Origin of the sequence: Kitasatospora sp. NPDC017646, from assembly GCF_044329365.1 — a bacterium.
GTDB lineage: Bacteria > Actinomycetota > Actinomycetes > Streptomycetales > Streptomycetaceae > Kitasatospora.
Genome location: NZ_JBIRJC010000061.1, coordinates 1 through 21,559 on the forward strand (window position 1 = coordinate 1; position 21,559 = coordinate 21,559).

At 73.9% G+C, this 21,559-nt stretch carries 18 protein-coding genes and 2 pseudogenes; 8 read left to right on the plus strand and 12 right to left on the minus strand.

All coding sequences use genetic code 11. The features are described 5' to 3' along the window. Positions 1–117, plus strand: a pseudogene (locus ACH4J0_RS39515) (ABC transporter ATP-binding protein); the annotation flags it as partial. 46 nt (positions 118–163) lie between these two features. Beyond that, positions 164–2,737: an ABC transporter permease gene (locus ACH4J0_RS39520; RefSeq protein ID WP_396246032.1), complete on the plus strand. Its 2,574-nt coding sequence runs from the start codon at positions 164–166 to the stop codon at positions 2,735–2,737. A gap of 294 nt (positions 2,738–3,031) precedes the next feature. Here ACH4J0_RS39520 and efeU read toward each other — a convergent pair whose 3' ends face one another. The 4 genes from efeU to ACH4J0_RS39540 all read right to left on the minus strand — a co-directional run bounded on the left by efeU (position 3,032) and on the right by ACH4J0_RS39540 (position 7,384). Next, entirely contained in the window at positions 3,032–3,865 is an 834-nt protein-coding gene (gene efeU, locus ACH4J0_RS39525) for an iron uptake transporter permease EfeU (RefSeq protein WP_396246033.1), read from the minus strand. A gap of 34 nt (positions 3,866–3,899) precedes the next feature. Then, positions 3,900–5,207 (minus strand): iron uptake transporter deferrochelatase/peroxidase subunit, encoded by a 1,308-nt coding sequence (gene efeB / locus ACH4J0_RS39530; RefSeq protein ID WP_396246034.1) that lies wholly within the window; start codon positions 5,205–5,207, stop codon positions 3,900–3,902. Between the two features lie 56 nt (positions 5,208–5,263). After that, positions 5,264–6,412: an iron uptake system protein EfeO gene (gene efeO, locus ACH4J0_RS39535; RefSeq protein WP_396246035.1), complete on the minus strand. Its 1,149-nt coding sequence runs from the start codon at positions 6,410–6,412 to the stop codon at positions 5,264–5,266. Between the two features lie 141 nt (positions 6,413–6,553). Next, entirely contained in the window at positions 6,554–7,384 is an 831-nt protein-coding gene (locus ACH4J0_RS39540; RefSeq protein WP_396246036.1) for an ABC transporter ATP-binding protein, read from the minus strand. Between the two features lie 205 nt (positions 7,385–7,589). On the opposite strand from ACH4J0_RS39540, the gene ACH4J0_RS39545 reads away from it, so the two are divergent. Further along, positions 7,590–9,686 (plus strand): amino acid adenylation domain-containing protein, encoded by a 2,097-nt coding sequence (locus ACH4J0_RS39545; protein ID WP_396246037.1) that lies wholly within the window; start codon positions 7,590–7,592, stop codon positions 9,684–9,686. A gap of 3 nt (positions 9,687–9,689) precedes the next feature. Here ACH4J0_RS39545 and ACH4J0_RS39550 read toward each other — a convergent pair whose 3' ends face one another. After that, positions 9,690–11,018, minus strand: a complete 1,329-nt coding sequence (locus ACH4J0_RS39550; protein WP_396246038.1) for a hypothetical protein — start codon at positions 11,016–11,018, stop codon at positions 9,690–9,692. 244 nt (positions 11,019–11,262) lie between these two features. On the opposite strand from ACH4J0_RS39550, the gene ACH4J0_RS39555 reads away from it, so the two are divergent. After that, positions 11,263–12,852 carry a M4 family metallopeptidase gene (locus ACH4J0_RS39555; RefSeq protein ID WP_396246039.1) on the plus strand — a complete coding sequence of 530 codons (1,590 nt, stop codon included), beginning with the start codon at positions 11,263–11,265 and terminating at the stop codon, positions 12,850–12,852. A gap of 10 nt (positions 12,853–12,862) precedes the next feature. On the opposite strand, the gene ACH4J0_RS39560 is transcribed toward ACH4J0_RS39555, so the two are convergent. The 4 genes and pseudogenes from ACH4J0_RS39560 to ACH4J0_RS39575 all read right to left on the minus strand — a co-directional run bounded on the left by ACH4J0_RS39560 (position 12,863) and on the right by ACH4J0_RS39575 (position 16,246). Then, on the minus strand, positions 12,863–13,897 hold the full coding sequence (locus ACH4J0_RS39560; RefSeq protein WP_396246040.1) for a hypothetical protein: 1,035 nt from the start codon (positions 13,895–13,897) through the stop codon (positions 12,863–12,865). 42 nt (positions 13,898–13,939) lie between these two features. Beyond that, a pseudogene (locus ACH4J0_RS39565) lies at positions 13,940–14,906 on the minus strand (D-2-hydroxyacid dehydrogenase family protein). Further along, the gene (locus tag ACH4J0_RS39570; protein WP_396246041.1) at positions 14,903–15,244 is read right to left on the minus strand and encodes a hypothetical protein; all 342 of its coding nucleotides are present in this window, start codon (positions 15,242–15,244) and stop codon (positions 14,903–14,905) included. The pseudogene ACH4J0_RS39565 and the gene ACH4J0_RS39570 overlap by 4 nt, the downstream one beginning before the upstream one ends. 18 nt (positions 15,245–15,262) lie before the next feature. After that, on the minus strand, positions 15,263–16,246 hold the full coding sequence (locus ACH4J0_RS39575; RefSeq protein WP_396246042.1) for a DUF5937 family protein: 984 nt from the start codon (positions 16,244–16,246) through the stop codon (positions 15,263–15,265). Positions 16,247–16,330: 84 nt separating this feature from the next. Here ACH4J0_RS39575 and ACH4J0_RS39580 point away from each other — a divergent pair, with 84 nt between their 5' ends. Further along, a complete protein-coding gene (locus ACH4J0_RS39580) occupies positions 16,331–17,239 on the plus strand; it encodes an aldo/keto reductase (RefSeq protein ID WP_396246043.1) in 909 nt (302 codons plus the stop codon). Positions 17,240–17,320: 81 nt separating this feature from the next. After that, positions 17,321–17,971, plus strand: a complete 651-nt coding sequence (locus tag ACH4J0_RS39585; protein WP_396246044.1) for a histidine phosphatase family protein — start codon at positions 17,321–17,323, stop codon at positions 17,969–17,971. Positions 17,972–17,977: 6 nt separating this feature from the next. Here ACH4J0_RS39585 and ACH4J0_RS39590 read toward each other — a convergent pair whose 3' ends face one another. Continuing rightward, the gene (locus tag ACH4J0_RS39590) at positions 17,978–18,418 is read right to left on the minus strand and encodes a nuclear transport factor 2 family protein (RefSeq protein WP_396246045.1); all 441 of its coding nucleotides are present in this window, start codon (positions 18,416–18,418) and stop codon (positions 17,978–17,980) included. A gap of 467 nt (positions 18,419–18,885) precedes the next feature. On the opposite strand from ACH4J0_RS39590, the gene ACH4J0_RS39595 reads away from it, so the two are divergent. Beyond that, positions 18,886–19,833 (plus strand): patatin-like phospholipase family protein, encoded by a 948-nt coding sequence (locus ACH4J0_RS39595; RefSeq protein WP_396246046.1) that lies wholly within the window; start codon positions 18,886–18,888, stop codon positions 19,831–19,833. Positions 19,834–19,878: 45 nt separating this feature from the next. On the opposite strand, the gene ACH4J0_RS39600 is transcribed toward ACH4J0_RS39595, so the two are convergent. Both ACH4J0_RS39600 and ACH4J0_RS39605 read right to left on the minus strand, forming a co-directional pair. Next, a complete protein-coding gene (locus tag ACH4J0_RS39600) occupies positions 19,879–20,502 on the minus strand; it encodes a hypothetical protein (protein ID WP_396246047.1) in 624 nt (207 codons plus the stop codon). 39 nt (positions 20,503–20,541) lie between these two features. Next, positions 20,542–20,772, minus strand: coding sequence for a hypothetical protein (locus tag ACH4J0_RS39605; RefSeq protein WP_396246048.1), 231 nt, complete (start codon positions 20,770–20,772; stop codon positions 20,542–20,544). Between the two features lie 129 nt (positions 20,773–20,901). Here ACH4J0_RS39605 and ACH4J0_RS39610 point away from each other — a divergent pair, with 129 nt between their 5' ends. Continuing rightward, positions 20,902–21,534, plus strand: a complete 633-nt coding sequence (locus ACH4J0_RS39610) for a hypothetical protein (protein ID WP_396246049.1) — start codon at positions 20,902–20,904, stop codon at positions 21,532–21,534. Positions 21,535–21,559: the final 25 nt, after the last annotated feature.

A 21,559-nucleotide genomic window follows, 5' to 3' on the forward strand; every position in this document is an offset into this window, starting at 1 on the left:
GCCGACCGCGTCGTCTTCCTCGCCGACGGCCGCATCGTCGACGAACTCCACGCCCCCACCGCCGACACCGTCCTGGACCGCATGCGCCGCTTCGACGCCAAGGGCCGCACCAGCTGAGCCCTCCAGCGAACGGACCCGACGCCCACGAACCCCAGGACACCCCTTGTTCCGCACCGCACTGCGCAACGTACTGGCCCACAAGGGCCGACTGCTGATGACGATGCTGGCCGTCATGCTCGGCACCGCCTTCGTGGCCGGCACGCTCGTCTTCACCGACACCATGGGCCACGCGCTCAGGACCCAGAACTCCAAGAGCTACGCCGACATCGCCGTCACGGTCAGCGACAGCGAGGCCGTCGGCCGCGGCTACGACCACGGTGGCAGGGCCGCCACCGGCCCGACCCTCACCGAGGACACCCGCCGCGCGCTCGCCGCGCTGCCCGGCGCCGCCGACGTGCGCGGCGTGGTCAGCGGCTTCGCCGGCATCGCCGACCGCAAGGGCGCGCTGATCGGCAACGGCTTCTCCACCACCGGCACCAACTACGTGCCGGGCGCCGACGGCACCGACCCGCGCTACCCGCTGGTCGCGGGCCGCGGCCCCAAGGACGCCACCGAGATCGCGCTCGACACCAGGACGGCCGAGAAGGGCGGGTTCAAGCTCGGCGACACCGTCCGGGTCGCGGTCAACGGCCCGGTGATGCAGCTCAAGCTCACCGGCACCCTGCACACCAACGACCCCCGGGTGGTGGCCGGCGGCTCGCTGGCCGCCTTCGACACCGCCACCGCCCAGCAGCTCTACCTGAGCCCCGGCCGCTTCGCCGAGCTGGACGTCAGGGCCGAGCCGGGCACCGACGACACCGCGCTGCTCTCCGCCGTCAAGCAGGCCGCCCCCCAGGGCGACGGCATCGAGGCGAAGACCGGCCGCGAACTGGCCGACGAGCAGGACCGGATGATCGCCCAGGGCACCAAGGTCCTGAGCACCTTCCTGATGGCCTTCGCCGCCATCGCGCTGTTCGTCGGGATCTTCATCATCGCCAACACCTTCTCCATGCTGGTCGCCCAGCGCACCCGGGAGCTGGCCCTGCTGCGCGCCGTCGGCGCCACCCGCCGCCAGATCACCCGCTCGGTGAAGGTCGAGGCCGCGCTGGTCGGCCTGACCGCCTCCGTCGCCGGGCTGCTGGCCGGCATCGGGATCGCCGTCGGGCTCAAGGCGCTGCTCAACGGCCCGATGGACGCCAACCTTCCGGACGGCCCGCTGGTGATCGCCCCGACCACCGTCCTCGCCGCGATCGCCGTCGGCGTGCTGGTCACCCTGATCGCCGCCTGGCTGCCCGCCCGGCGGGCCTCCCGGATCGCGCCGGTCGCGGCGATGAGCTCCTCCGAGCAGCCCGCCACCCAGAAGAGCCTGCGGCTGCGCAACACCGTCGGGCTGCTGTTCTCGCTGGCCGGTGCGGGCGCGCTGGCCGCCGGGGCGGGCGGCAAGGAGGTCAAGCTGGTCGGCCTCGGCGCGGGCCTCCTGCTGATCGGCGTGTTCGTGCTGACCCCGCTGCTGTCCCGGCCGCTGATCGCGCTGTTCGCCCCGCTGCTGCGCGCCGTGTACGGCACGCCGGGCAAGCTCGCCCGGGAGAACGCGTTGCGCAACCCGCGCCGCACCGCCGCCACCGCCTCGGCGCTCACCATCGGCGTCACCCTGATCACCTCGCTGACCGTGGTCGGCGCCTCGGTGAACAAGGCCGTCGACGACTCCGCCTCCAGCGACCTCAAGGCCGACTACACCGTCGCCATGCAGAACTTCTCGATGCTCTCCCCCGAGGTCGCGGCCCAGATCGCCAGGACGCCCGGCGTCAGCGCGATGAGCACCGAGCGCAGCGTCCCGGTGAGCGTCGGGGGGCGTGGTGAGGGCGAGGGCGACAGCGAGTGGCTGACCGCGGTGGACGCGGCGACCATCGACCAGTTCACCACCGTCAAGATCAGGGAGGGCTCGGCGGACGCACTCGCTCAGGGCAAGCTGCTGGTGAGTTCGAGCCGCTCCGAGCACGGCGGCTACAAGGTCGGCGACGTCCTCGCCGTCACCTATCCGGACGGCAGCAAGGGCTCGCTGACCGTGGGCGGCGTCCTGGAGGCCGACACCGCACCGGCCCCGGTGCTCGCCCCGGAGGCCGTCGTCGGCCCGCACGCACAGCCCGGCTCCGGGCTGAACAAGGTTCTGGTCAAGGGCGCGAACGGAGCGACCGAGCAGCTCAAGCAGGCGCTGCGCGACGCGACCGGCGGCAACCCGCTGATCGCGGTCAAGGGCGAGAAGGACATCAAGGCGGAGAGCCGCCAGGCCGTGACCGACATCCTGAACATGATGTACGGGCTGCTCGGCATGTCCGTGGTGATCGCGGTGCTCGGTGTGGTCAACACCATGGCGATGTCGGTGTTCGAGCGCCGCCGGGAGATCGGCATGCTGCGGGCGATCGGCCTGGACCGGCTCGGCATCCGCCGGATGGTCCGGCTGGAGTCGCTGCTGATCGCACTGTTCGGCGGTCTGGTCGGGGTCGGCCTCGGCGTCCTGGTCGCCTGGGCGGGCGTGCGGACCATGGCGGACAGCCTCAAGGGCATCACCACCGTGGTGCCGCCCCTGCAGATCGCCTGCTTCCTGCTCGCGGCCTCCGTGATCGGCCTGCTGGCCGCGCTCTGGCCGGCCCACCGGGCGGCGAGGATGGACATCCTGGGCGCGATCAGGAGCGAGTAGTCCGGGCGTACGACGGGAGCCCCGGGGCGGTTCGGTGGAACCGCCCCGGGGCTCCCGCGTCCCACGACGTGGGGAGGACCACGCCCTGGTTGGAGGGCCGCGGACTGCCGGTGGTCAGGCCCCGTGCGGGGGCCAGGAGTCACCGCGGCCCGCTTCGGGCTGCCGCTCGTCCTCTTCCTCTGTCCGAGTCCGACGCTCTGTGGGTCCGTTGACACGCCGCCGCCCCGCACGGCGGGTGCCGTGCGGGGCGGTGGGGCGCCGCGGGGTGCGGGGCGGTGCGGTCGAACTGCCGGGTCAGGCGGCCGGCTTGGCCGTGACGGGCTTGGCCCTGCTCCCGAACAGGTTGAAGAAGACGGCCAGGGTGGGCAGCAGGTAGGCCAGCCAGACCACCAGTTGCAGCACGGTCGGGTCCGGCTGGAAGTTGAACACGCCCTTCAGCAGGGTGCCGTACCAGCTGTCCTTGGGGATGGTGCTGGAGATGTCGAAGGCCAGCGAGTGCAGGCCGGGCAGCCAGCCGGCCTCCTGGAGGTCGTGCACGCCGTAGGCGAGCACGCCGGCGGCGACCACCACCAGCATCGCGCCGGTCCAGGTGAAGAACTTCGCCAGGTTGATCTTCAGCGCGCCCCGGTAGAACAGCCAGCCGAGCACCACCGAGGTGGCCAGGCCGAGCGCGGCACCGACCAGCGGGTTCCAGCCGTCGTCGGTGGCCTGCACGGCCGACCAGATGAACAGCGCGGTCTCCAGGCCCTCACGGCCGACCGCCAGGAAGGAGGTGACCACCAGGGCCGTCGTGCCCATCGCGATCGCCGCGTCCAGCTTGCCGTGCAGCTCGGTCCTCAGGTGCCGGGCGGTGCGCCGCATCCAGAAGACCATCCAGGTCACCAGCCCGACGGAGATGATCGACAGTGAGCCGCCGAGCGCCTCCTGCGCCTCGAAGGTGAGCTGCGAGGAGCCGAACTGGAGCACCGCGCCGAAGGCCATGGAGAGCACCACGGCGGCGGTGACGCCGAGCCACACCGGCGGCAGCTTGTCCCGGCGGTCGGTCTTGACCAGGTAGGCGATCAGGATGCAGACGACCAGGCTGGCTTCGAGGCCTTCGCGCAGGCCGATCAGGTAGTTGCCGAACACGGCTGACTCCTCGTGGTGGTGGGGGTGGACGACATCAGCCGAAGAGTGCCTGGCCCCACCACTCCCCCGGCTTGCGCACGCCCGCCGGGCAGGCGAAGTGGGCGGAGCCGACGTGCTGGATGTACTCGTTGAGCTTGTCGGAGGCCGCGAGCCGCTGCTGCAGCGGTACGAAGGCCTTGCGGGTGTCGCGCTGGTAGGCGAGGAAGAACAGTCCGGCGTCGAGGCGGCCGAGGCCGTCGGTGCCGTCGGTGAAGGAGAAGCCGCGGCGCAGGATCATCAGGCCGTCGTTGGCGTCGGGGTGGGCCAGGGCGACGTGCGAGGTCGCGGGCATCGCCTTGAGGTCGGCGGCGTCGTGCTCCTTGGCCTTGCCGTACGGGGCACCCTCGCCCTTGGTGCGGCCGAAGGTGTCCTCCTGGTCCTTGAGCGAGGCGCGGTCCCAGGTCTCGATGTGCATCCGGATCCGCCGGGCGACCAGGTAGGAGCCGCCGGTCATCCACTCCGGGCCGTCGCCGGGGGCGGCCCAGACGTGCTCGGACAGGTTGGCGGTGTCGGTGCCCGCGATGTTGTGGGTGCCGTCCTTGAACCCCATGAGGTTGCGCGGGGTCTGCTCGTCCGGGGTGGTCGAGGAGGTCTTGCCGAAACCGAGCTGGGACCAGCGGATGTTGACGGTGCCCATGCCGATCCGGGCCAGGTTGCGGATCGCGTGCACCGCGACCTGGGGGTCGTCGGCGCAGGCCTGGACGCAGAGGTCGCCGCCGCTGCGCAGCGGGTCGAGCTTGTCGCCCTTGAAGTTCGGCAGTTCGATCAGGGCGTCGGGGCGCTGGGCCTTGAGGCCGAAGCGGTCCACGCCCTCCTTCTCGAACAGGCTCGGGCCGAATCCGATGGTGAGGGTGAGCCGGGAGGCGGGCAGGCCGAGCGCCTCACCGGTGTCGTCCGGCGGCGCCTCGGCGGAGCCGGGGACGGCCCCGGTGCCGACCTCCCGGCCGCCGGTCATCGCGGCGGCCGCCTTGGTCCACTCCTTGAGGAGCTTGACCAGGGACTCCCGGGTGGCCTTCTCGGACACGTCGAAGGCCGCGAAGTGCAGCCGGTCCTGGACCGGGGTGGAGATGCCCGCCTGGTGCTCGCCGTAGAAGGGCACCTCCCCGCCGACCACGGCGTTCGCCGCCGCCGGGACCGGGTCGTCGTCCTGCCGGACGGCCGCGGCGACCGAGCCGACGGCGGCGGCGCCGAGCGCGACGCCCGCCCCGGCCCAGCCGATGACGGCGCGCCGGCTGACCGCGGCCCGGTTGGTGGTGGCGGCAGCGGCCGGGGTGCCGTCCTGCTGCTCGTTCTCGGCGTCCATCGGCGGGCGGGCCCTTCTCACTCTTGCGGAACTACTGGACTGCGGCCGGTGGCCGGCTACTTGACGACGACGGCGGCGGCCAGCTTCGACAGCGGCTCGCCCAGCGAGTTCACCGCGTCGGAGAAGGTCTTGCGCTCGGACTCGGTGACCTTGTCATAGGGGGTGAAGGTGCCGTCGGCCTGCTTGTACTTGGCGAGCAGGGCGTTGATGGCGGCGAACTCGGAGTCGAGGGCCTTGGCAAGTTCCGGGTCCTTCTCGGCGGCGACCGGCTTCAGCAGCTCGTAGGCCTTCTGGGCGCCCTCCACGTTGGCCTGGAAGTCCGCGAGGTCGGTGTGGCTGTAGCGGTCCTCCTCGCCGGTGATCTTGTTGGTGGCGACCTCGTCCAGCAGTTCCTTGGCGCCGTTGGCCATGCTGGTCGCGGTGATCTCCGCCTGGGGGATCTTCTTCTGCCAGTCCTTGAGGTCGGCGACGAGCTGGTCGGCGAGCTTCTTCTCGTCGTCGCCGATCCTCGCGTCGGCCCAGAGCGCCTTCTCCAGCCGGTGCCAGCCGGTCCACTGCCGGCCCTGCTCCAGCTTGTCCTCGCGGGTGTCGGTCTTGGGGTCGACGTCCCCGAAGCTCTCGGCGACCGGCTCGGTGCGCTCCCAGCCGGTGCGCGAGGGCGCGTACAGCGACTTGGCCTTCTCCAGGTCGCCGCCGTTGATCGCGGCGGCGAGGGCCTCGACGGCCGGGACGGTGAGGTCGGCCTGCTCCTGGGCGTACTGCCGGTAGGAGTCGACGGCGGCGGCCAGGCGCGGGTCGGCCGGGGCGGTGCTGCCGCCCTCGCCGGTCACGGTGACCTTCTGGCGGATGCCGTCGCCGACCATGCCGGGCTTGCAGGCGATCTCGTAGGAGCCGGCCTTGATCTCGGCGTTGATGCTGGCCTTGGTGCCGGGGCCGATGTTCTCCCGCTCGGTGACGATCTTGTCACCCGCGGCGTACACGTAGACCTCGGTGGTCTTGGAGCCCTTGTTGCTGATGTCCAGCACCACGTGACCGGCCGGGAAGGTTGTGGTGGAGACCTCGCAGGCGGTGTCGGTGGCGTTGACCTTGACCGTGCCCGCGCCGCCCGCCTCGTCGTCCTTCTTCGAGGCGCAGCCGGCCAGGGCGGCGGTCGCCACGGCGAGGCTGAGCAGCGCGGTTGCGGTGGAACGGCGGCGGGCGGGCATGGGGGCTCCAACGGAAAAGGGCATGGGGGTGCCAAGGCCGGGTAAAGCGCCGGCCGGGCCGGTGCCTCCTTTTTAGCTAAGGCATACCTTACGTAAGAACTCTTTACCGTCGATACCCGCCCCCCTGCCCGGCCCGAACCGCTACCTCCCGGACGGCTGCCGCCCCGGCACCCGGCGGGCGGCGGCACGAGCCGTCCAGCGGCCCTCGTGGCGGCTGATCCGGATCGGATGGCCGAAGGTCTCGCTGATCAGCTCGGTGGTCATCACCTCGTCCACCGGCCCGGCCGCCACACACTCGCCCCCGCGCAGCAGCAGGGCGTGGGTGGTGCTCTCGGGCAGCTCCTCCAGGTGGTGGGTGACCAGCACGCTGGCCAGCTCGGGGTGCTGGTGGCGCAGCAGGTCCAGGCTGTCCAGCAGCAGCTCGCGGGCGGTCAGGTCCAGCCCGGTGGCCGGTTCGTCGAGCAGCAGCAGCCGGGGGCTGGGCATCAGCGCGCGGGCGATCAGGGCCCGGCCGCGCTCGCCCTGGGAGAGGGTGGTCCACGGGGCCTCGGCCATCGCGTCCATGCCGAGCGTCTCGATCAGCCGCTCGGCGCGCTCCACCGCCTCGGGGGCGGGCTTGCGGTGCCACTCGGGCTCGATGGTGTTGGTGAACCCGGTGAGCACCACCTCGCGCACGGTCAGCGGCGAGCGCAGCGGGTGGCGCGGGTTGACGTGCCCGAGGTGGGCGCGCAGCTCGCGGATGTCCACCCGGCCGAGCCGGCGGCCGAGCACGTCCACCGTGCCCCTGGTGGGGTGGGAGACCGCGCCGAGCAGGGAGAGCAGGGTGGACTTGCCCGCCCCGTTGGGTCCGAGCAGCGCCCAGTGCTCGCCGGGCTGGATCTCCACGGTGATGCCGCGCAGCAGGTGCCGACCGTCGCGCACGACGTCCACGTCCTGGGTGCGCAGCAGCGGGCCGTCGAAGGACGGGCTCATGGGGGACTCCGATTCATGGCGCCGGGCAGGGTACGGGCGGGAGCGCCGCACCGGACGGGCCGGCGCCGACCGTCCGTGTGCACCGTACAACCATCGGCCGGAACGGAGGCCGGCCGTCCGATGGGTGGACTCCGCAGAACCCTGTTGCGGAAGGGGAGTTGGGAGGAACATTGTGCCTTTCCGAAGGGAGCGGAGGGGAGGCACGATGGTGGCGGACGAGGAGCGGGCGGAGACCCTGCACGGGCTGGTCGAGCGGCAGGCCCGCCGGGCCCCGCAGGCGGTGGCGGTGCGCTGCGGCGAGGCGGAGCTGACGTACGGGGAGCTGGACGCGCGAGCGGACCGGCTGGCCGCCGTACTGGCGCGGCGCGGACTGGCCCCGGGCGACCGGGCCGCGGTCGCGCTGGGCCGGGGCACCGGGGTGTACGTCGCGTTGCTCGCGGTGCTCAAGGCGGGTGCCGCGTTCGTGCCGGTGGAGCCGACCGCTCCCGACGCGCTGCTGCGGCACGTCCTGGCCGACGCGGCGCCTGACCTGGTGCTGACCGAGGAGCGCCACCGGGCCCGGCTGGCGGACGCGGGCGGCGTACAGCCGATCTGCGTCGACGACGTGGCCCGACCGGACGCGCCCGAAGGCGGGTTCGAGCGCCCCCAGGTCCAACCCGGCGACCTGGCCTGCGTGTTCTACACCTCCGGCTCCACCGGCCGGCCCAGCGGCGCCCTGGTCGAGCACCGCAACCTGCTGGCCGCGTACGCCGGTTGGCGGGAGGTCTACGGGCTGACGGCCGAGGACCGGATCCTCCAGACCGCGAGCCTGGAGTTCGACGTCTTCACCGCCGACTGGGTCCGCGCCCTGGGAACCGGCGCCACTCTGGTGGTCACCCCGTTCAACCTCACCCTGGACCGCACCGCCGACCTCGCCGCCCTGCCCGCCCTGGTGGCGGAGGAGCGGATCACGGTCATGGAGCTGAACGTCCGCACCGCCCGCCGCCTCACCGCCCTGCTGGAGGCGAGCGGCGCCGGGCTGCCGGGGGTGCGGCTGCTCACCGTCGGCGCCGAGAAGTGGTACCTGGACGAGCAGGTGGGGCTGCAACGGCTGCTCGGCGATTCCACCCGGGTGCTGAACGTCTACGGTCTGGCCGAGGCCACCGTCGACAGCACCTACTTCGACGTGCGCGGCGCGGCCGTCGCCGAGGGGGCGGAGCGGGTCTCGCTGATCGGCAGGCCCTTCCCCGGCACCCGGGTGTACGTGCTCGGCCCCGACTCCGCCCCGGTGCCTCCCGGGCGGGTCGGCGAGATCGCGATCGCGGGCGGCGGGCTGACCCGCGGCTACCTCAACCGGTCGGCGGAGACCTCCCGCCGCTTCATCCGGGCGAGCTTCGACCCGGACGGACGGGTGCTGCTCACCGGCGACCTCGGGATGCTGCGGGCGGACGGCGTGCTGGAGTTCGTCGGGCGGGCCGCGACGGTGGTCGGGCCGCTCGGGTCGGACCGGGTGACCACGGTGACCACCCGGGTCAAGGCCGCGGCCCGGGCCGAGGGGGCGCTGCGCGCCCACCCCGCGGTGCGGGAGGCGGCCGTGGTCGAGGTGCAGCCGGCGCCGGGGCGGCGGGTGATGGTCGGCTACGCGGTGACCGTTCCACAGGCGGACGGTGCGGACGGCTGGTCGCTCACCCAGTACCTGGCGGGGCAGCTCAAGGGCTTCTCCGCGCCCGCCGCCGTCATACCCGTACCGGAGCTGCCGCGCACCCGGGCCGGCAAGCTGGACCGCGCCGCACTGCCGCTGCCGGCCCCGCCGCAGCACACCGCGCCCCGCTCCGCCAAGGCCGGTGGCAGCCGCAAGGGCGGAGGGAAGGCCGGGGGCCCGGCCGGGGTGTCCGACAAGGACGAGCTGGGCTGCTACGCCCTCTTCGTCACGGTGGCCGCGACCATCCTCGCCCGGTGGACCACCGACTACTTCTACCCCGGGTCGACCGACCTCTCCGGGGTGCCCTCCGACTACCACTTCTGGTTCGGACTGCTCTACTGGGCCGAATCCGCCGCCTTCGGCGCCGGGGTGTCCTTCCTCCTCTTCGGCCTCCCGGCGGTGCTGCGGCAGGGCCGCTCGCTGGGACTGTCGCTGCTGACGTACCTCTCGGTGTTCTGGCTGCTCGCCAACTGGTGGCCGCAGGACAACCTGTACCGGCTGACCGCCGCCACCGACTGGCCGCGCGAGACGACCATGGTCTACGTGTTCAACATCCCGCTGATGCTGGCCGCGGTGGTGGTCGTGGTCTTCCTGCTGAGCCGGCCCAGGAAGAAGGAGTAGGCCCTACCGCAGCGCCTCGAACATGCCGGTCAAACCGTGGTTGGCCGCCTCGACCACGGCCTGCGCGGCGTCCAGCGCCTCGGTGTCCGGCCCGGCGAGGGCGAGTCCGACGGCGGGTTCGGGCTCGCGGCCCGCCGTCGGGATCAGCGGCAGCAGGGTGACTCCGAGCCGGGCGCAGCGCGGGCGGAGCCGGTCGAGGTGGTCGTGCAGCGCTTCGGGGGCGAGCCGGGCGCCGAGTGGCATCGCGTCCAGGGTGCGGACCAGGTGGCCCGGGCCGCGCACCTGGTCGAGGCGTTCGCGCACCACGAAGGCGATGGCCGGGCCGGTGAGCCGCAGGTTGATCTCGGTGGGGGCGAGCCGGCGCTGCCGGTCGGTGACGAAGTCGACGTCGTACCAGCCCCGGTAGCCGTCGGCGGCGAGCCGCTCCCCCACCGCGAGGGCGAACCGACGGGCCGTCTCGGCGGCGGCCCGCGGGACGGTGCCGGGGCCGACGGTGACGCCCTGGTAGCGGGTGCCGGCCACCTCCATGGCACCCGCGCCGACGGGGTGCACGGCGCCGTCCGGGCCGACCACCGCGTCGTAGGTGAGGTCGCGCAGCCGGGCGGCCGGGCCCGGGTCGACGTACTCCTCCAGCAGCAGCTCGCCCTGCGGCGGCAGGACTTCGGAGCGGACCAGCCGGCGCAGCAGGGCGCCACCGCCGCCCGCGGCGAACAGCTCGGCGGGCTCGACCACGACGGTGCCGTAGCCGCCGACGCCGTGCGGGCTCTTCAGTACGGTGGTCAGCCCCCGGGCGGCGCGGACGGTCAGCCTCCTCGCCGCCCGGCGGCGGCTCTCCAGCCGCTCCTGCGCCGGGACGACGATCCCGGGGTGCTCGGCCGCCAGGGCGACGAACAGCCCGTGGGCGGCGGCCTTGGACTCGTAGCGGCGGACGGCGGCCAGCTCCGGCCCCTCGCCGTGCGCGGCGGTACGGCCCCAACTGACCACCGGGCGGCCGGAGTCGGCGATCCGTGCGGCGAGGGCGGGCCGGGCGGCGAGCGCCTCGGCGAGAGTCCGGCCGGCCGCCACCCCGCTGTGCACCTCGACCGGTCCCCACGCCAACTCCCGGGCCAGCCAGTCGGTCCACTCCCGGTCGACTTCGGCAGGCAGCACCAGTACGGCCGGTTCCGGGCTGTAACCGACGGCCAGGCAGGCGTAGTGGTGCGCCTGCCGCAGCCGCCGCGCGCGCTGCTCCGCCTCCATGCCCGGGGCGAGGAACTGCGCGTTGAAGTCCGCGACATTGCCGAGGTGAACCGCCGCCCGCCCGCCGGTCCAGGCCCCCACCCATCCGTCCATGGGCGGTGAGTCTAGGGCCTCCGGTCAGAGCGCAGACAGCCCCGTGCCACGCCACCGGCGGCCGGTCGCCCGGTAGTCGGTCGTCACGACGGCAGCGTAGACGGCTTGTTAACTCCCGATCATTTTTGATTTGACCAGGACACAACTTGGCAAAGTTATGACCTTTCCTCTAGCTGAACGTGACTGACCGCCGTCAATCTCGGTCGCAGCTCTTTTCCCTGCAGCTACCCCCACTGGAGCCAGAGTGAGCCCCACCTCCTCCTCCCGCCGTGTCCGCACGGCCGGAGCCATCGCCGTCGTCGCCGCCCTCGCCGCCGTGGCCGTCCCCACCACGGCCGCCGCCGCACCCGCCACGCGCGAGGCCGCGATAGCCCAGGCCCGCGCCAACGTCACCCACAACCCCGGGGTGTTCGGCTACGGCGCGGGCCAGGACCTCGTCCTCAAGGACGTCGTCCTCGACGCCGACGGCACCTCCCACGTCCGCTTCGACCGCACCTACCAGGGCCTCCCGGTGGTCGGCGGCGACCTGGTCGTCCACCAGGACGCCCGCGGCAGGCTCAAGGACTCCTCCCGCGCGGCCGCCCACGACGCGGCCGTGAAGTCCACCACCCCGAAGGTGCCCGCCCGGTCCGGCGCCGCGAACGCCCTCTCCGCGGCCCCCGACGTCAGGGACGCCGTCAGCACCCCCGAGCTGGTTGTCTGGGCCGCCGACGGCACGCCCCGCCTCGCCTGGCGCACCACCGTCGAGGGCACCGGCGAGCACGGCCAGCCGGCCGGCAAGATCGTCGTCACCGACGCCACCACCGGCGAGCAGATCGAGTCCTACGACGCCGAGCACCAGGCCGCCGGCACCGGGAACTCCGAGTACACCGGCCAGGTCACCGTCGACACGACGCCGACCGGCAGCGGCTACACCCTCACCGACCCGGTCCGCGGCCACGTCACCAAGGACGCCGGCAACCTCTCCGCCGGCTCGATCAAGGCGACCTCCGGCACCCCGTTCACCAGCACCACCGACGTCTGGGGCGACGGCAGGAAGTTCTCCACCGACCGCGCCACCGCCGCCGTCGACGCCCACGCCAACACCGCCTGGACGTACGACTACTACAAGAACGTCCACGGCCGGAACGGCATCAAGAACGACGGCAAGGGCGCCACCGTCTTCGTCCACGTCGGCACCAACTGGGACAACGCCCAGTGGTCCGACAGCTGCTTCTGCATGATGACCGGCGACGGCGACGGCAGCACCGACCCGGAGCAGGTCGACCTCGACACCATGGGCCACGAGATGACCCACGGCGTCACCAGCGCCACCGCCAACCTGCGCTACAGCGGCGAGTCCGGCGGCCTCAACGAGTCCACCAGCGACATCTTCGGCACCATGGTGGAGTGGTACGCCAACAACAAGGTCGACACCGGCGACTACCTGTTCAGCGACCAGTCCACCCCGCCGTGGCTGCGCCGCTTCGACAAGCCCTCGCTGGACGGCCACTCGGCGAACTGCTGGACCAGCTCGGTCGGCAAGCTCGACGTCCACTACTCCTCGGGCGTCGGCAACCACTGGTTCTACCTGGCCAGCGAGGGCAGCGGCAGCAAGACCATCAACGGGGTCACGTACAACAGCCCGACCTGCAACAACTCCACGGTGACCGGCATCGGCAACCAGAAGGTCGCCAAGATCTGGTACCGCGCGCTGACCGTCTACATGACCTCCACCACCACCTACAAGGGCGCCCGTGCCGCCTCGCTCAACGCCGCCCGCGACCTGTACGGCGCCGGCAGCACCGAGTACAACGCGGTCGCCGCGGCCTGGAGCGCCGTCAGCGTCAACTGACCTGCCGGACTCAGCCGTTGAAGCCGATGTGGACGTGGTCGTGGTGGGTGTCGTCGGCGAAGAACTGGTTGCCGACGCCCGCGATCGCCACCGGGCCGCCCACGTTGTACGAGCCGGCCGCCGCCGCGTCCCGCATGAAGGACTCGATCAGCTGCCGGGGCGTGGCCGGATCCACCACCGCCCGGCCGTCGATCCGCCAGACGTCGAAGGCCCGGCCCAGCGGATGGTCGCTGGGCCGGGTCGTCCCGAACACGTCCACGGGGTGGCCGCTGCGCACCACGCTCACCGACAGGGTGTACGGGCCTGCCAGCCGCAGCATCGCCGCCGTCACGGTGTCGTGGACGGTGCCGCTGCGCAGGTCGGCCGCCGCCCCGGGCGGCAGCTCGATCCTCGGCTCGGCCAGCACCTCGGCCACCCCCGGGCCGGGCGAGGCGGCGGCCGGGCCCGGATCGCCCGGCTGCAGCGCGGTGACGGTCCAGCGCGGCTCGGCCCGGCTCAGCCGGACGTCCACGGTGATCCCGCCCGGGGCCACCGAGCCGTCCGGCCGGCGGGTCCACTGACGGCAGACCACCAGCACGCTGGCCGAGTCGGCCAGGATCCCGCCGTACTGGGCGTCGATCACCTCCAGGCTCGCCTCGGCCGCCGGCGGGGCGAGCCGCCCGGCCTGCTCCGCCAGCCCCGGCGGCAGCCCGAGCGCCGCCACCCTGGCCCGGGCCGCCTCCGCGCCCTGCCCGCCGGGCGGCCAGGCGCCCAGCGCGGCGGCCAGCTCGACGGCGCGGCGCTTGACGTCGGGCCGGATCTCGCCGGGGCCGGGCTGCCAGAGCGGCGGGTTGGGCAGCGGACTCTGGCTCGCGGTCGGGTCGGGGCTCCCGGTCGGGCTCGGGCTCGGGCCCGCGGTCGAAGAAGAGGCGGAACTCGTCGAATTACCACCGGACTTGCCGCCGCTCGAACACCCCACCGCCCCCAGCAGCACCGCCGCCGCCCCCGCCCGCAGCACCCCGCGTCGGCCCGTCCCCCGGTAACCGTAGCCGTCTCCGCTCGCCATGTGGTCAGTATGCGACCGGCGACCGGGGCACGGGCGCCGCCGTCAGCCCAGACGGCGGATCGGCTCACCCTTGAGGAAGGCCTCGATGTCCTCCACCGCCTCGCCGAAGTACCGCCGGTAGTTGTCCCGCGATACGTACCCCAGGTGCGGGGTGGCCAGCAGCCGGGGCGCGGTGCGCACCGGGTGGTCGGCGGGCAGCGGCTCGACGTCGAAGACGTCCAGGGCTGCGCCCGCGATCCGGCCGTCGGTGAGCGCGGCGAGCAGCGCGTCCTGGTCGACGATCGCCGCCCGGGAGGTGTTGACCAGGTAGGCGTCGGGCTTCATCAGGGCGAGTTCGGCGGCGCCGATCAGCCCCCGGGTGTCCGCGGTGGAGGCGAGGTGGACCGAGACGAAGTCGCTCTCCCGCAGCAGTTCCTCCTTGGAGGGGGCCCGGCGCACGCCTGCCTCGGCCGCCCGCTCGTCCGTCAGGCTCCGGCTCCAGGCGAGCACGTCCATGCCGAAGGCGAGCCCGGCCCTGGCCACGAGCGCGCCGATCCGCCCGAGGCCGAGCAGTCCGAGCGTCCGCCCGTGCAGGTCGGCCCCGACGGTGCTCTGCCACGGCCCGCCCTCGCGCAGCGCGGTGTTCTCCTGGACGACGCCGCGGGCCAGTCCGAGCAGCAGTGCCCAGGTCAGCTCGACCGGCGGGGTGCCGGAGCTGGCCGTGCCGCACACCGTGACGCCGTGCGCCGCGGCGGCAGCGTGGTCGATGACCGAGTTGTGCATGCCGGAGGCGACCAGCAGCCTGAGCCTCGGCAGCCGGGCGAACAGCGCGGCGGGGAACGGCACCCGCTCGCGCAGGGTGACCACGATGTCGAACTCGGCGAGCGCTGCGGCCAGTTCGTCCTCGGAGCCGTGGTGCTCGGAAGGAGGTCACCTCGACCCGGTCGGCGATCGGCGACCAGTCTGCGGAGCTGGTGGCGACGCCCTGGAAGTCGTCCAGGACGGCGCAGCGAAGGATCGGAAGCGTCATGACGGCAGCTTCTCAGACGGCGGCGGCTCCGGGGGCCGCAGGCCGTAGCGGTCCCCGTCCCGGACGATCCACCACGGTTCGCCGAGCTTCGTCCGCAGCACGGCCATCGGGTACCACAGCTCCCGGGGGCCGAGCCAGACGCCCCAGCCGTGCAGCAGGACGTCCTGTGCGTCGTGCATCCCTTCACCCAGCTCGACCAGGGCGCGCAGGCCCCGGACGTCCTGGTGGGTGAGCCGGACCTCCCGGCCGTCCACGGTGACGGTCCGGGCGTCCGGGTCGAGGACGAGGCGTCCGTCGAAGGCGGTCAACGGCCCCTGCGGCTGCTCGGCGGGTTCCATGTCCGGCAGCCTAGGGCGTCAGCTGCCGGGGTTCAGCAGTGCCTCCGCCGTGGCCGTCCGGGCGTACAGCACCCAGCGCCCCGCACGGTGGGCGCTCACCAGGCGCGCCTCGCGCAGCGCCGTCAGGTACTGGGAGACGGCCGAGGGCGACAGGCCGGTGCGGCGGGCGAGTTCGGTGGTCGAGGCGGGGGCGGCGAGTTCGGCGAGCAGCAGGGCGCGGGAGCGGCCGAGCACCGCCGCGAGGGCCGCGGTCCGGTGCGCCGGCCCGGTGGCCCACAAGCCGCCGATCCCCCTGGCCGGGTAGACGAGTTGGGGCGGCTCCGGCGGGGCGAACAGGGTGTACAGGCCGGGGCCGGTGAAGGCGGACGGGATCAGCAGCAAGCCCGGTCCGGCCGTCCTGCGGGACATCGGGCGGGAGCGGCGGCTCAGCCGCAGGGTGCCCTCCGCCCACCGCAGTTCGGCGTGCAGGTCGTTCAGCACCCGCTCGGCGCCGTGCTCGGCGGCCTGCCGGGCCCGGTGCAGCACGTCCGCGTCGAGCACCGCGCGGATCCTCGCCCAGTACGGCGCGAGCGCCAGCTCCCAGTACGCCTCGATCGCCTCGGCGAGGCGCGCCAGCCCGGCCGCCGGATCGGCGTGGAGGGCGCGCAGCCGGGGCCCGAGCCCGCCGTGTTCCGCCGCCAACCGGTCGAGGTCGCGCCGGACCTGCCCGGCGGGCGTGGCCCGGATCGCGGCGAGTTCTCCGGCGAGGGTCGGCGCGGGCCCGGCCGGGGCCGGGTTGATGAAATCGGGCACGTATCCGCTGGGCGGCACGAGCTCGGCGAGCAGCCCGAAGGCCGGGCCGAGCGCCGTCAACCGGGGCCGCACCTGTTCCGCCCACGGCCCGTGGACGGCGTGCGGGAGCCCCGAGCGCAGCAGGCGCAGGCTCGGTCCGACCTCCCACATCGGTGCGACCGCGAACCGCATCCGCGCGAGGTCGCCGGCCGTGAACAGCAGCTCCGCCATCGCCCTCCCCCGACCATGCCCCATGGATTCGCGCATTCGCGAATCAGTGGCGGTCAGGCTAGTCCAGAACCGATCATGACCGGCATGACTTCCGACACCACCGTGACCGCCGCCGCCTCCGGCACCTGGAACCTCGGCGACCGCACCGTCCACCGGATCGGCTTCGGCACGATGCGCCTGCCGCAGACCGGCCCGGCCCTGATGCCCGACGCCGTGCCGCGCGACCGCGAACAGGCCCTGCGGGTGCTGCGCCGCGCCGTCGAACTGGGCGTCAACCACATCGACACCGCCGCCTTCTACTTCTCCCCGCTGCGCTCCGCCAACGAGCTGATCAACCGCGCCCTCGCGCCGTACGCCGACGACCTGGTGATAGCCACCAAGGTCGGCCCCGCCCGCGGCCCCGACGGCCACTGGACCGAGCACGCCCGCACCCCCGCCGAGCTGCGCGCCCAGGTCGAGGAGAACCTGCGCCAGCTCGGCCGCGACCACCTCGACCTGGTCAACCTGCGCATCCTCGGCACCGACTCGATCGCCGAACGCTTCGGCGCGCTCGCCGAGTTGCGCCAGGCCGGCCTGATCCGCCGGCTCGGGCTGTCCAACATCCACGCCCACCAGCTCGCCGAGGCCCTGACCATCGCCCCGGTCACCTGTGTACAGAACCCCTACGGCATCGGCGCCTCGCCCGCCCAGGACGAACTGCTGCGGCTCTGCGGCGAGCAGGGCATCGCCTTCGTCCCCTTCTACGCCATCGCGGGCGACGGTCGACAGGGCGGCGCCGGCGGGACCGAACCCGCCCAGGTCCGGGCCGTGGCCGAGGCCCGCGGGATCAGCACCGCCCGGGTCCGGCTCGCCTGGACGCTGCACCGCGGCCCGCACGTCCTCGCCATCCCGGGCACCGGCGACGTGGCGCACCTGGAGGACAACCTCGCCGCGGGCGCGGTGCGGCTGACGCCGGAGGAACTCGCCCTGCTTGACCGGGCCCACACCGGCTGACGGAACCGGCGGCGGCACCTCGGGCGTCACTGGGGGACACCGACCCCCGAAGATCACCGAAGAGTCGAGGAATCCCCCGGCATGTCCGACACCGCCACCCGCTACCTCTACCTCGCCCGCCACGGCGAGGCCGCCCCAGGAAGCCCTGACGCCCCGGACGCCCCGGACGGCGGCGGACTCACCGCCGCCGGACGCCGCCAGGCCGTCCTGCTCGGCCGCCGCCTGGCGAACCGCCCGATCACGGCGGTGCACCACGGGCCGCTCCCCCGGGCCGCGCAGACCGCGCAGCTCGTCGGGGAGCAGCTGGGCGGGGCGGCGGTGTCGGTCTGCGAGGAGGCCGGCGACTACGTCCCCTACGTACCTCCGGCCGACGAACTGCCCGCCGACGGCGCGGAGTTCCTGCTGCGCTTCCTGGCGGGCGCCTCGGCGGAGGAGCTCGCCCGGGGCCCGGAGCTGGCCCGCCGGGCCGTCGAACGGTTCACCGGGCCGGTCCCGGGCGGCGAGGAGCGCCACGAACTGGTCGTCACCCACGCCTTCCTGGTCGGCTGGCTGGTCCGCCACACCCTGGACGCCCCCCGGTGGCGCTGGCTCGGTCTCAACGCCGCCAACGCGGCGCTCACCGTCCTGCGCTTCACTCCCGGACGCCCCTCGTCCGTCCTGCTCCTCAACGACCAGGGCCACCTTCCCGAGGACCTGCGCTGGACGGGCTTCCCACCCGAGCTGCGCTGCTGACCGGCGCTACCCCTGCCCGGCCGCCGGCCGCAGGTGGCGGCTCACGTCGCCCACCAGGGTGATCCGCACCTCGCGCTCCACGAAGTGCCACCGGCCGTCCACCCGCCCGAAGCGGTCGCGGTAGCGCCCGGCGGCGATGACCTGCAAGGGCAGCTCGGGCAGGGTCTGCAAGACCGTGACGTACGACCGCGCGACGGCCGTGCCCGCCCGTTCGTCGACCTCGACGGCGACGTTGCTGACCACGTGCTGGGTGCGCGGCGTCCCGTCGCCGTAGATGATCAGCGTCTCGCGGAGCATCCGCTCGACCGCCTCCCGCCCGCGCACCGGCCCGCCGCTGCCCGTGAACACCGCGTCCGCGAACAGCTCGCCGACCGCCGCGAAGTCACCCTCGTCCACCAGCTCGGCGTACCGCGCGATCAGGTTCTCGACGGCCCGATGACTCGACAAGCTCTCCCCCTCCTCGTTCCGCCGCCCGAAGTGCCCCGGCGGACGGCGATGACCAGCAGCCCGCCCGCCGCCGCGAACGCCGGCCCGGCGACCACCGTCCGGGCCGTCGAGCGCCGGAGCCCGGGCACCTGCGCCGCGACCGGCCGGACGCCGCCGAACACCCACAGCAGTCCCGCCAGTTGGGCGAGGGCGGGGCCGGCGCGATGCGCCGGGGCAGGGCTCGTGTCCGGATCGTCCCGCCCCCGGACACCACTGTCAAAACACCGGAGCCGCGCTCACCGGCAGCGAATTCCGGTTGCGCGCCGCGCCGCCGAGGTGCTAGCTTCCGGGACGTCGTGATCCAGCAGCAGGAGGTGAGCCCCGTGAACGCAGTGTCCGTAATGGGTGCTCCCCCGAAGTCCACGATCGCGCGGCTGAAGTAGTCGCCGCCGGGAGCGCCGCCAGGCAATTCGCGAAAGGCGACTCCCATGAACACCACACCTCCTTCGAATCCGCAGGTCGACGCCACGAGGCGGCTGCCCGCCGCGGGTGAGCGCGCACTGGTCCTGCACGGCGGTGGATCGGCCGGCAACGCGTGGGAGATCGGCGTCATCGCCGGTCTGTTCGACGCCGGGCTGGACGTGACCGAGGCCGATCTGACCATCGGGACGTCGGCCGGGGCGACGGCCGCGGCCCAGCTCACCGGCACGAGCCCGGCCGACCTGTTCGCCGCCGTCCTCTCCGCCGCGCCCCCGCAGCGGACCGGCCCGGTCGGCCCCGGCGGTGGGCGCGGTCCGCTCGCCCCGGTGGCGAACCACATGGAGCTGACGGGCCGGATCATCGCCGCCGCCGAGGACGCGGCCGACATGCGCCGCAGGATGGGTGCGGCGGCCCTCGACACGGACGCGGCGTCGGACGGCTCGGGGGCGGCGCGGTGGCGCGCCACGGTCGCGGCACGGCTGCCCGGTGCGCACTGGCCGGAACGGACGGTGCTCATCACGGCGGTCGACGCCCGTACCGGTGAGCCGGTCGTGTTCGACCGCCACAGCGGGGTCGACCTGGTGGACGCCGTCGCCGCCAGCACCTCCCACGGCTTCGGCGTCCCGCCCTACCGCATCGGCGACCGCTGGTACATCGACGGCGGCTACCGCCGCAACGAGAACGCCGACCTGGCGGCCGGGCACGCGAGGGTGCTGGTGCTGTCGCCCTTCGGCGGTCGGACGCGGCATCCGCTGGAATGGGGCATGCAGCTCGCGGCGCAGGTCGACGAGCTCCGCGCGGGCGGCAGCAGCGTCGAGACGGTCTTCCCGGACGAGGCCGCGCTCAAGGCGTTCGGGACCGACATGATGGATCCGTCGACGCGTCCGCCCGCCGCCCGGGCCGGTTACGACCACGGCCGGGCCCTCGCCGGGCGGCTCGCCGAGTTCTGGCACTGACGTCCACGGCCACCGGCGGCCCCGGCTCCTGCCCGGGGCCGCCGGTCAGTGCCCTCGGCCGAAGAGTCGCTCCGCCGCCTCGCCGTACCCGGCCGTGCTCGCGGCGCCCGCCGCACTCGCGCTGACCCCCGCACTCGCGGCGCCCGCCGTGCTCCCGCCACTCGTCGGACCGCTCCCCGCGGACTCCCGGACGACCACCGCGTCCCCGGCCGCGGCCGCGCCCGCGAAGAAGTCCCGTAGTTCGCGCAGGTCGTTGACGACCCGGGCGGCCCAGGTCTCCGACCAGGGCGGCGCCGAGTCGAGTTGGGCGACCCGCCGGGCGAGCACGGTGTCCTGCTGGCGGACGAGTTCACCGAGCGCCGAGCCGCGCAGGAAGGTGGAGGCGGCTGCGACCTGTTCGGGGCGCAGCACCGGCATCCCGGCCCCGGCCGCCGGACGGGCGCCGCCGTAGACGGGCAGCCGGGCGGCCGGGTCGGGGTGCAGTCCGTTCTCGGTGAGCGCGACTTCCATCAGGGCGGCGGTCTGCCGCACCCCGAGGGCGAGTCCGTCGGCGACCAGCCGGTCGTACCGGAAGTCGCGGCTCCGGGGCACCAGTTCGCCGAGTTCCTCGGGCGAACAGGCGTCCACGGCCTGACCCGGCAGCCGACGCCAGAAGTGGTCCACGCTCACCCGGAAAGCGTAGCGAACGGCGGCGCGGCGATCGGTGGATCAGGCCTCACCGGGGTGCCAGGCCGGCCATTCCCAGGGCCGGTCGGCCCAGTGCACCTTGGCCGGGTCGCGCGGGTCGAGGCCGGGGAAGAGCTGGTGGATCCGTGGCTCGAACTCCTCGGGCGCGAGCGGTTCCCAGCCGTGGCCCTCGAAGTGGACGAGCCGGTAGCGGCTGTCGGTCCGGAACTCGGCCACCTCGACCAGGTGTGCGGTCGTGCTGTTGGTCTCCATGACCCCCAGCATGTGGCGCGGTGGCAATCCACGCCCGCCCAGACCCCTCTTCCGGGTCATGTCCCCGCGTCCGCGCGCTCGTTGAGCACGGGAAAGGTACGGCGGGGGGCGCGCTGGAAGGACGAGCAGATGACTGGGCAGCCCACCGAAGGACAGTGGCAGTGGCCGCAGGACGCCTGGCAGCCGCCACCGGTTCCCATTCCGCCCCAGCCGGGCCCGCTGCGCGTGGGCCCGCCGGTGGCCCCCGATCCGGAGCCGCCGCGCCGTTCGCGGAAGGTCTGGGCGGCGGCGGGCGGGACGCTCGCCCTGCTGGCGGCAACCCTGGTGATGTGCGGTCCGGGCTCGGGGGACGACGTCCGGGTGGTGACCATGCCGGAGGCCTCTCCCTCCGCCAGCCCGTCGGAGCTGCTGACGGAGGGCACGCCCGCGCCGTCCCCGCTGCCCTCCCCCGCCCCGGAGAGCACCCCGGAGTCCGCGCGGGCGAGCGGCGACGCCCCGGCCACCCCGGCGGCCGCCCCGGCCACGCCGGCGGCCGCCCAGGCCGGGCCGGAGCACGCCGACGGCCGGCACCCGACGCCCGGCGCCCATCCCAGGTCCGGCCGCACCCCGCACCCGAGCCCCGGCGTCCGCCCGGCCCCGAACGGCGGAGCCCAGTCCGTCCCCTCGCTCAGCCCGGGCGGCATCTGCGACCAGGCCGAACGCATCGGCCGCTGGCCGGCCGGTTCGGAGCAGGCCCGCCTATGCCACAGCTTCTACGGCTGACTTGAGCCCGTCGGCGGCCGGTTCG